This is a genomic window from Streptomyces sp. H27-C3 (assembly GCF_030063415.1).
GTDB lineage: Bacteria > Actinomycetota > Actinomycetes > Streptomycetales > Streptomycetaceae > Streptomyces.
Genome location: NZ_JASITA010000053.1, coordinates 33473 through 43451 on the forward strand (window position 1 = coordinate 33473; position 9979 = coordinate 43451).

Annotated in this window: 10 protein-coding genes and 1 pseudogene; 5 read left to right on the forward strand and 6 right to left on the reverse strand. The window is 67.9% G+C overall.

The window, feature by feature from the left end; all coding sequences use genetic code 11:
* Positions 1–199: 199 nt before the first annotated feature.
* Positions 200–382: a DUF3459 domain-containing protein gene (locus QMK30_RS34295; protein WP_502963277.1), complete on the reverse strand. Its 183-nt coding sequence runs from the start codon at positions 380–382 to the stop codon at positions 200–202.
* A gap of 197 nt (positions 383–579) precedes the next feature.
* Between QMK30_RS34295 and QMK30_RS34300 the strand changes: the two genes are divergently transcribed.
* Complete coding sequence (locus QMK30_RS34300) at positions 580–1227, forward strand: TetR/AcrR family transcriptional regulator (RefSeq protein ID WP_283522249.1); 648 nt, start codon at positions 580–582, stop codon at positions 1225–1227.
* Between the two features lie 363 nt (positions 1228–1590).
* On the opposite strand, the gene QMK30_RS34305 is transcribed toward QMK30_RS34300, so the two are convergent.
* Positions 1591–2793, reverse strand: a complete 1203-nt coding sequence (locus QMK30_RS34305) for an erythromycin esterase family protein (protein WP_283522250.1) — start codon at positions 2791–2793, stop codon at positions 1591–1593.
* 58 nt (positions 2794–2851) lie between these two features.
* Here QMK30_RS34305 and QMK30_RS34310 point away from each other — a divergent pair, with 58 nt between their 5' ends.
* Together QMK30_RS34310 and QMK30_RS34315 are read left to right on the forward strand one after the other, a co-directional pair.
* On the forward strand, positions 2852–3583 hold the full coding sequence (locus QMK30_RS34310; protein ID WP_283522251.1) for a TioE family transcriptional regulator: 732 nt from the start codon (positions 2852–2854) through the stop codon (positions 3581–3583).
* A 274-nt stretch (positions 3584–3857) separates the two neighbouring features.
* Positions 3858–4043, forward strand: a pseudogene (locus QMK30_RS34315) (aromatic-ring hydroxylase C-terminal domain-containing protein); the annotation flags it as partial.
* A 227-nt stretch (positions 4044–4270) separates the two neighbouring features.
* On the opposite strand, the gene QMK30_RS34320 reads toward QMK30_RS34315, so the two are convergent.
* The 3 genes from QMK30_RS34320 to QMK30_RS34330 form a co-directional block, all read right to left on the reverse strand.
* A complete protein-coding gene (locus QMK30_RS34320) occupies positions 4271–6238 on the reverse strand; it encodes an ATP-binding cassette domain-containing protein (RefSeq protein WP_283522259.1) in 1968 nt (655 codons plus the stop codon).
* A 23-nt stretch (positions 6239–6261) separates the two neighbouring features.
* A complete protein-coding gene (locus QMK30_RS34325) occupies positions 6262–6468 on the reverse strand; it encodes a hypothetical protein (protein ID WP_283522252.1) in 207 nt (68 codons plus the stop codon).
* A gap of 593 nt (positions 6469–7061) precedes the next feature.
* A complete protein-coding gene (locus tag QMK30_RS34330; protein ID WP_283522253.1) occupies positions 7062–7304 on the reverse strand; it encodes a hypothetical protein in 243 nt (80 codons plus the stop codon).
* A gap of 108 nt (positions 7305–7412) precedes the next feature.
* On the opposite strand from QMK30_RS34330, the gene QMK30_RS34335 reads away from it, so the two are divergent.
* Entirely contained in the window at positions 7413–7577 is a 165-nt protein-coding gene (locus QMK30_RS34335; RefSeq protein ID WP_283522254.1) for a hypothetical protein, read from the forward strand.
* A 705-nt stretch (positions 7578–8282) separates the two neighbouring features.
* On the forward strand, positions 8283–8489 hold the full coding sequence (locus QMK30_RS34340; protein WP_283522255.1) for a superinfection immunity protein: 207 nt from the start codon (positions 8283–8285) through the stop codon (positions 8487–8489).
* A gap of 103 nt (positions 8490–8592) precedes the next feature.
* Here the strand turns inward: QMK30_RS34340 and QMK30_RS34345 are convergent, their stop codons facing one another.
* Complete coding sequence (locus tag QMK30_RS34345) at positions 8593–9087, reverse strand: hypothetical protein (RefSeq protein ID WP_283522256.1); 495 nt, start codon at positions 9085–9087, stop codon at positions 8593–8595.
* Between the last annotated feature and the right edge of the window lie 892 nt (positions 9088–9979).

Here is a 9979-nt window from a genome sequence, read left to right on the forward strand (position 1 = left end):
CCACAGCTCCCCGCGGAGCACGCTACCTGCGGTCGGAGGGCGGCCATGTCGTCTACCAAGTGCCGCACGGGAAGTGGGACTTCACCTCACGTCCGGGTCGCTGACCGGCTGAACAGTCTCCGCCCGTATGAGCAGGCGGGAAGCCTCCTCGCCCTGCGCACCAGGGCGGGGAAGCTCCGGCATGCGCACTCTCACATACTCAGCCACACGGCGGCACCAATGGGCAGCCTGCGCTCGCCCCAGCCCCGGCGGGCGGAAGCGCCACGCTGGAGAGCAGGATCTCCGCCGCCTCGGACAGGTCCACCGGCGCGTCTCCCAGATTGACCAGGCAGCGGAAGCCACCCGCGCGGTCGAAGCAGACCGTCCCCGGACCGGCGTCCACCCACGTCAGCTCCTCCCCCAGGCCTGCCACCTGCCGCCGGCGCACGGCCAGGGCCCTCCGGTGGAGGTGCAGGAAAGAAGCGGGGTCGGCGCGGTGACGTCACCAAGGAGCTTCGGCCGGCGAGGTGTCAACAGACACCGTGATAGCCTCTAACTAAAGCGTGATGATGTAGTCGTGAAGGTGTGGAGGTGGCAGGTATGGCCGAAACGGGCACGAAAACCCCGCGCGAGCGCTATCGCGTCCAGGTGCGCGCAGAGGTCAAGGAACGCGCGTGGGAGCAGATCGCCACAGCGGGAGCCTCCGCGCTCTCCCTCAACGCGATCGCCAAGCAGATGGGCATGAGCGGCCCCGCGCTCTACCGCTACTACGCCAGCCGCGACGAGCTCATCACCGAGCTGATCAGGGACGCGTACCAAAGCCTCGCCGATACCTTCAGTGCAGCCTCCGAAGCCGGTGCCGACATCGCCACGCTGGCGCACGCCGTGCGCGGATGGGCCCTGGACGACCCCCACCGATACCTGCTCGTCTATGGCACTCCAGTTCCCGGCTACCACGCGCCCGACGATGTCACCGTCATCTCGTCCCAGATCATGACGACCCTGCTCGACGCCTGCGCCACGTCGGCCCCGGACAGCCCCGCGACGCCGTTCGCCGCGCACCTCGAAGACCATCGACAGTGGACGGACGACCACCAGGCCACGCCCGCGGTACTCCACCGTGCCCTGACCGTCTGGACTCGGCTGCACGGCGTCCTGTCCCTGGAACTCGCGGGCCACTTCACCGGAATGGGATTCGACCCCGCGCTGCTCTTCGCAGCCGAACTGGACGACCTGCTGGCGCACTGACCACGCGGCACCCGTTCCCGCGCGGGCTCGGCGAGTCCCTGTGGGGAGGTCGCCGGGCTTCAGTCTCCTGGCCTTGGCTGCCGGTCGGGCAGGCGTTTGGTGTGGCGGAGTGTAGGCGGTGAATGTGACAGGAGGTGTTCGATCGGGAGTTCGGGGCCCCCTCCAGCGTCTTCTCACGCAACTCCCGCACGACCGTCCCCCTCCAGGGTCTCGCCCGGCAGCTCCCATGTACTGCTGCGGCCGCTGCGGTGCCGCCGGAGTGGCGCTCCTTGCGGACCGTGGGTGATCGCCACGAAGCCGTACTCGACGAGCAGGTCCCCCACAACTTTGAGGTAAGCAGCTTCTTCGAACCGGGCCGCCGAACTAGTCCTCCGGAACGTCCTTGATGAACACGATCCCGTCGTTTGCGGCCAGGTGCGCCGGGTCCAGTGGGAAGTAGCCGTAGTAGGGGGACACGCGGGGGGCGGGCGGCGTGTCGCTGAGGGCGCTGGCCAGCCGGGGGGCGTCGACGACGTAGGGGTCCTCCGGGAGCGCGTACAGAAGTCCTTCGACCGTGTCCGGTGGCGGGGTGCCCACTCCCTGGTGCCGCATCGTGCCGAGAGCTGTGGCCAGGAAGGCATACCCCACGCCCAGTTGGGCGCTCACGAGCGCGCCGGCGCTCCACCACTCCAGCGGAAGGTCGCCCATCCGCATCGTGCTCTTGTTCCGCTGGAGATGGCCGTTGTGGGCGTGGACCAGTGCCGGGACCCGTTCGGCGATGGCGAGAAGGTTGTCGGCCATCATCTGGTCCCGCAGGCCCACCAGTCGCGTCATGCGGCTCGGTGAGCTGTCGGCCATCCAGAAGTGGTAACGCAGCAGGCCGGTGGCGGTGCGTCCGTACAGGCGCACCCGGTCCAGATCGTCTCGCGAGGTCGTCGTGATCAGGTGCGGTGTCTGCGCGTCGAGCAGCGCCACCAGATCATCGGCGACCAGTCGCAGTTCCTTGGCATCGGCCGACTGCCCCACGGACTGGGCCGGGTCCATCATCGCGGCGGGATTGGTCCACAGGTCGTCGGCGCCGAGCAGGCGGTCGAGCGTTTCCGCGGTGCAGGGGAGCAGGCCCGTGTCGACCAGGGCCGCGAGGTAGTCGTGGAGTGCGGTGAGGGCCTGCCGGGGGCTCGCGGCGCCGGTGATCTCCAGCGGGCCGTCGAAACCGGCGAAGCGGAGCAGCTCGGACGCGGCCCGGCCGCTGTTGTACGCACGCATCCAGCGCACGAGTTCGCGATTGGCCGCGGACGCGCCGAACCCGTGGCTGAACCCGCGGTCCATGACCTCGTCGAGAGTGCCCGTGCCCGAAGTGACGTAGCCGTCCACGACCAGACCCATCATGCAGTCGCTCTCGACCACGATCGTCCGATAGCCCTCCTGCTCCACGAGCTGCCGGAAGAGCTCGTTGCGCAGATTGAGGGGAGTGTCCTGGCCGTGAGTGGGCTCGCCCAGGGCGAGCAGCCGTGGCCGGGCCGGAAGCAGCCTCATGACGGCGGCGGCCTCGACGGAATGGGCGATTTCCTTGATGTCAGTAGCCATGCCTTAAACGGTATCGTTGAACCTTCGGTTGAAACTTTCTCGCGATATCGGCAGGCACATGGTGCGAAACCTTCAAAGCGGTGAGCGGCTCAGGCCGATTGACCTGGCGCGTGAGCACGGTCTGTCCACGCAGGCCATCAGGAACTACGAGGCGGTCGGCATCCTTCCGGCCGCCGGGCGCACACCCCACGGCTACCGCACCTATACCCCGCTGCACGCACGGGCCCTGCGCACGTTCCTCGCGCTGATGCCCGGCCACGGCCACCAGGCGGCGGCATCGATCATGCGAGCGGTCAACCGGGGCGCGGTCGATGAGGCGTTGCGCCTCATCGATGAGAGTCACGCCCAGCTCCTTGAGGACCGGCAGACCCTTCGGGCCGTGGAGCGCGCCCTCCCTGACCTGGAGCCCACTGCGGCGTCCGAGCCCGACCATGTGTCCGGGCCCGGCGGCACGTTCATCGGGCCGCTGGCAGGGAAGCTCGGGATCCGGCCTGCCACGCTGCGTAAGTGGGAGCGCGCCGGGCTGGTACGCCCGCGCCGCGACTCGCAGACCGGGTACCGGGTCTACGACGGGGCCGACGTGCGGGACGCCAGACTGGCCCACCAGCTCAGGCGGGGTGGCTACCTGTTGGAGCAGATCGCCCCGCTGATCGCCCAGGTGCGGGCGGCCGGTGGGCTGGAGCCGCTGGAGGCCGCCCTGCACGACTGGCGCGGGCGGCTGTCCGCCCGCGGGCGCGCGATGCTGGCTGGGGCCGCCGAGTTGGAAGCGTACCTGCGCGAGCGTGAATGAGACCTCGGCCGCCGACCGACGCGAAACTTGACGCGATCGAGTGTCCGCGGCCTCCCAGGACACAGGCCGCGCGGAGGTCTTGGACCGCGCCCGGCGGCGCCGAAGGCCCACAGCAGGTATGCGCGGAGGGCTTGTCCGCCGCGGCAGACGAGAAACAACGAAGGCGAGGAGGTCGCTGTCACCCACTCCTTGCCAATTACTTCTTACAGCGCACTGGGGAGCTTGCGGCAAGGCCCCCAGGGTGTGCCGCAGAATCGTCCGCCGAGACCAGAACGACCGGACCGGCCGGCTTTCGGTGGCGCGCTGGGCTGACCGGGTCGACCATGTCGTCGACGTCAGCGCGGAGTTGGACGCGCCCGCGGCGCTGCTGCGGCCGGACGGCCATGTGGCGTGGGGCGGTGAGGATCAGCAGGATCTGCTCAGCCAATTGCCGAAGTGGTTCGGCGCTGCCGCCGGCTGAGCGCGCAGTGTGGCCCGAAAGGTGGGCCGTTGCGGCGAGATGCGCGACATCGTGGCGACGAGTCAGGCCGAGCGGGACGAGATGAGCCGCCCTTGATCGCCCCGGGGTGCTGGTGATTGAGAGCGGCCCGGGCTGTGAGCCGCGGTGGCGGTGAAGGTGGACAACACGGTGGACTCCCGCCGGGCCGACTCATCGGGTTGAGTCATGAGGCCGAGTCATGGGCCGAGTCATGAACGTTCCGGGACAGGCGGGGCGCTGGGGTGCGGTACTGCGGCGCGGAAGTCCGCCCCGTACTGGGCGGCTTGTGTGTGGAACATGGCCGCGTAGCGTCCGCCGGCGGCGATCAGTTCGTCGTGGCTGCCGTGCTCGGTGAGGCGGCCCTGGTTGAGGACGTAGATGGTGTCGGCATGGCGGACGCCGGACATGCGATGGGTGACCAGGACGACCGCCCGGTGCGCGTCGGCGAGCTGGCGGATCCTGTCGAAGGCGGCGATTTCGGCCTCCGGGTCCAGGGCTGAGGTGGGTTCGTCGACGATCAGCACGCTGTCTGCGGGGCAGGTTGCGGTACGCCAGTGCGTACGGGCCAGTCCGATTTTCTGCCACTCTCCACCGGACAGCTCCGAGGCCCCGCGGAACATCCTGGCCAGCAGGGTCCGCAGCCCGCGGGGCAGCGTCGCGATGACGGGAGACGCTCCGGCGTACTCGACCGACGGCTGCAGCTCCTCGTTCTCGGCTGCCCGGTCGGGTCGGCCAATGCGGATATTGAGGGCGGCGGTCACCGGCCAGCGCTGGAAGTCCTGGGTCAGCAGGGCGACGCGGCTGAAGACCTGGGACCGGTCCAGGCCGGACAGCTCGGCTTCGCCCCAGTGCACTGTGCCGCTGTGCGGCAGCAACAGGCCGGCGAGGACCTTCATCAGGGTGCTCTTGCCCGAACCGTTCTCGCCCACCACCGCTGTCACCGAGCCCATCGGGAGAGTGATCGAGATGCCGTCCAGGGCCGGAGCGTCACGGTCCGCGTAGCGGTAGGTGACCTTGTCGAGGACGACCCGGTCGATTCGCGCCGGGAGCTGCTCCCCGCCCTCGGGGATGGCTCGCCTCGCCGCCTCGACCAGAAACCGGTCATGGTCCTGGACGTACAGGGACTCCTCATGCAGCTGGTTGATGTTCATGACCAGTGCACCCAGGCTCGCCGAACCGGACCGCACGGCGATCACCGCAGTGCCGGCGACAGCCAGACTCATATGCCCGGCCAGGACCAGCCAGACCATCACGGCATAAGTACCGACCATCGCCAGACCGGACAGGGCGGCGGCCACCAGCTCGGTGACAGCCTTGCGGTTGGCGAGCCGTGTCTGCTCGGCCTCGGCGCTTGCGGCCATGTCCCGGTACTTCTCCAGCAGGAATGGGCCGACGGAGTGGATCCGCACTTCCTGGGCCGCGCTGCGCTCGGTGAGGAGATTCCCGATCAAGCGGCTGGCGCGCAGATGCTCGACCCAGGTCATCACGGACACGTAGCGCTCCTGAGCCACCCGCATCGCTCCCCAGCCCCGTGGCGCTGCGATCAACAGCAGCATCGGCAACAGGGTGGGGTGCAGAACAGTGAGGACGCCTGCGGTCGCGATGAGAGAGATCGTGCCGTTCAGGGCGGCGACGCAGGCGCTGATCATGCGGCGGGCGGAGGCTGCGCCCTGCTGCGCGACGTCGATCAGGCGCCGGAAGTCCGGGTCCTCAATGGCCTCCAGCTCCACCGCGGTGGCCGCCGCCAGGTATTCGGTGGTCGCGACGCGCTCCACCAGCGGCTCCAGGCGCCCTGCTCGGGACGTGGACCAGCCGGCGAGAGCTGCGTTCACCACAGCGACGACGGCACCGGCGATCAGAGCGGGTAAGGCGGCGTGGAGCCGCTCGACGGGCGTGCCACCGCCGAGGAGAGCATGCATCACGGCGTTGACCGCGAGCAGGCCGACGGCCGCCGCGATGCCCTGTCCGATCTCGCTGATCCCGACGGCCAGCAGCGCCGACCGGTCGGCCCCCCAGGCCCGGCGCAGCGTTCCGCCGACCAGTCGCGGCATGGCGCGGATGGCGGAGACCATCGTCAAGTCGAGCCGGGCGCGCTCATGTTCGGCCCAGCCCATGTCATAGCGCAGAGGGCCGCCGAACAGTTCGTCCTCCGCTGCGGAGACAGTCGGCTCGCCCATCGTCACCCGCCGGAAATATCTCTTCACGCGACGCCTCCACGGACCGGATTCGGCCAGATCAGCGGCAGGTGCGAGAAGCCCTCGGCGAGCACACGCAAGATGACCGCTGTCCAGCGCGCGGCCTCGGCCGTCGCCAGCAGTACCACCGTGGCACACGCACCGGCGACCAACTGGTAGACCAGCAGCACAGGAACGGATCGACGGTCGGTATCCCACAGCGTCTTGGCCATGCGACGCAGGACGGATCGGCGCCCCTTGTGGAGTCTATGGAAGGAGACTTCACCGGGCGGGCTCATGGGGCATTCCGCCGTGGCCGCGAACGCGGCGGGCGGTGGTGGCGGAGTCAAGACATGCGTGTCCGTGACGTCGGCTGGGGTCAACTGCACTCCCATTGCATGGTCGTTGCGTTCTGTTGGGTCTCTCCGTGGTCAACGGCTAAGGCGGCGATATCGAACACACGTGTTTGAGACAGAGCGAAATTCGTGGAGGAGCGCGCGGCGCACAAAGTGTGGGGTGCATCCACCCTTGGGGTGTACGGGGCGGCTCCGGCACGATCATGGCCGAAACGCCGCGGCCGATGCCCCTGTGGCAGATGGGATTTTGCCGAGATTCTTGGTGAGAGCCCCGCCCCTGAGGCCGGGGGCTGAATGCATCTCAGAGGCGCTTCGAGAGGCGCTTTGACCGATGGGTTGACCGGGACCTCCCCGCTGGTTGATGAAGCGGTCTTGTGCGGCGCCGCGGATGCACCCCATCTCCTCCGGCCGACGCTTTCAGCGGACCTCGGGGAGTCGAGTGCACCGGCCTGCTCGTCGGCGCGTCAATCTCACACTTCGATGCGGCCGGCCGTCGGAACGGCCTCGTTCTGCTTCTCCGTATCCGGGTCGGTGTCAGTCCTACCCACATTCCTCAGCAGGATCTTGGCAGTGACGGCCAGGGCGAGCAGCACCGGTACGGCACCGAGTGCGATGAGCGCGAGCCCCTCGGCGAAGGAGTCCCGTGCGGTGGCGAAAAGTATGCGCAGGGCCCGGACGGGTCCCCCGAGCCGGACCGTCAGAGCACGACGCACGAGGGAGCGAGGTAAGGCCGAGTCTCTCCTTCGGTCTGCGGCGGATCCGAAGACTGGCCCGGGCGATGAAGTGTGTGGTGTCTGGCAGGCCGGTCTATGCTCCACCGCATGAAATTGCTGCTGACCAGGGAGAGTGTCGCTATGGGCGACGACGTGAACGCGCCCCACGAGCAGCAGAAAGAGTTCCCCGACGACCTCACCATCAGTGAGGTGATCGCTACGGTCGTTGCGGACGGCTACCTCCCACGGATCGCCGGCTGCTGCGCCACCTGAGTTCTCACGACGAGCGGGAGCATCTCGCTGGCCGTCGTGGCCCAACAATGCGAGAAGCCCCGCCTGCTGGCCATCGACCAAGGATTTCTGGGTTCGCTCGCAGACCCAGATCGCAGCGAGGTGCGCTGACATTTCCGCTACTTCACACAGGAAGACCCCGACGCCGTCTATCGCAGACTGTCGGAGACCCAGACGCCACCGGCGCCCGAACGGCCCGAGTAACTGTGTTGCGGTGGGCGGGAGTTCGCCTCATGGGCACTGTCTCAGGTCAAGCCACCCGCTGCACTTGAGTACGCGTACTCGACCCCGCATGTGTTGGCGGCCTCGCCCCGGCAGGGTCAACGCCACAGGCTGGGCGCCTGGCCTCACCTCTCTAAGGGTTGTCCCGTAATCCCTGGTGGATCAGCGCACGGCGTCAGATGCGGTGCATCGCAAGGCGGAGGGACGTTCGCATACTGGACGTATTCGGGCGTTCCGACAACGCGGCGAGGTGCCGTAGCTGTCGTCGTGCGTCTGCCAGGGATTGCGGGACAGCCCTTAGCCGGCAGGTTGCAAGCCGACCGGTGGCGGTGGCCATTGCAGTGGAGCCTGCCCCGGTTCAGAAGCCGTGGTGTGGACAGCCATCCAGGGGCGCGGCTACACCTATGTCACCGCACCCCGTAAAGTGCCGGTGACAAGCTGTAGATCATTGGAGTGCATCGGAATATGGACAGCCTTTTCACCGTGTTGCTCGCAGTGGTTTTTGCGGTGATCTACCTGCTGCCCTCGTACATGGCGTTCGCGCGCGGTGCGAAAGACCGGTGGCTGATCCTCATCATCAACGTTGCCTTCGGCGCATCGCTCATCGGGTGGGGCATTGCCCTCTACATGGCCACGCGCACGCCGAAGCGGGCCCAGCCGCCCGCCCAGTAGTGCAACGGTTCAGCGTTTGTTGGAGCGCGAGCCAAGGCAGTTGCCCCGCCGAATTCGGCGGCGGCGTCGAGCGCGGCGGACGGCCGCCCGCGCGCATTGTGGTCTAGGCCCCGCCATGAGCCGGTGCGTGTCGCGCAATGAGCGCAGTGGATGGGGCTCCCAAAGCGTCCAGACGGGCTCGGAGTTCGGTCTCCTGCTTCGGCGTGATGGTAATCCAGAGGGACGTTCCGGAGTCGCTGGCACTGAAAACCGACTGGCCTTCTTGGGAGCATTCGGCGTCGATCGTGTAGGGAGCCAAGTCCACCAGCACCTCGAACTGTGCGTCGTCCCGGACATCGATGTCGATGCCCATACCAGGATCGTCACGCCGGGAGCGTGTGCCCTGCTTCAACGCTTCCCTGGCCAGGGAGAGCGCACGCTCGTGCGACTGGAGCACGGCGGTCGGCCACTCATCGTCACTGTAGGCGTCCAAGTGAGCTGTGGTGATGCCTGGACGCAGCACATGAAGCGCCTCGCGGTGAAGGATCACGGCATCCGCCGACGTCAGCCCGTCGCGGAGCACGAACTCGCCTATGGGTCCCGCTTCTTGGCTGATCACGAGGGGCACCTTCTCACGAACGGGTGCCATCGGACCGCGGTAGGTCCACCCGGCGAGCCCGCCCGTCGCTCCGGTTTGTGCATGAGTTCGGAGCGACAGCAGCCTCGGGTCGCCGGTCGGCCGCCTGGAGGTGTGAGTGCGAAGCCTCCAGTCGCGGCAGATGCGGGCCGATGGCGAGCCCGTGGGGCGACGTCCTGGGGTGCAGGGCATGTCCGCGCTGGGCCGGCGTTGGCCAGCCTCGCAGGTGATACCAGCGCTATGAGGCCGGCAGAGCAGAGCAAAGAGAACCGGCGTACCGATCAGGAACCTGACCGCCATGCGTGCCCCTGCCACACTCAGGGCGCCCGGTCACACCGCAGGCCCTGCCGACGCGGGATGCGAAGGCCCGCAGACGGGGGTGGCCACACGCTGCGGGGCTGCTCTCCCTGTGGTGGCTGAGGCCTCCAGGAGCCGGATCACGGCGGCGGAGCAGGCCGCAAGATGCAGCAGACGCCCCTCGCGTTGCCACCCCTCCAACAGTCGCAGGAGTGGCTTCGTATGTGACAACCGAGATCTGGCTCCACCTGGACGCCGAGGATCGGGTGCTCAGCGGCCCGAGCGGGCCAGGAGCCTGTTTTTGATCCGCTGCGAGGTGCCGACTGTGAAGAGACGGCCAGAAGGGTGGGCGCGGCGACGATGGCCGAGTCTTGGAGAGGTGGGAGATGGCCCGTGGCGGAGAGCTCGGCCTGTACCAACCACGGCATGAAAAGGCCTATGAGCTCTGAACCTCGATCCACCGCGTAGTGGTCGGGCTGTGGATGGAGAAATCAGAAGAGGTGCCCGCTGGCCTGGGATGATGGGAGTTCTTACGCTTCCATCAGACCCGAGCAAGAGGGCACCTGGTAAGTGAAAT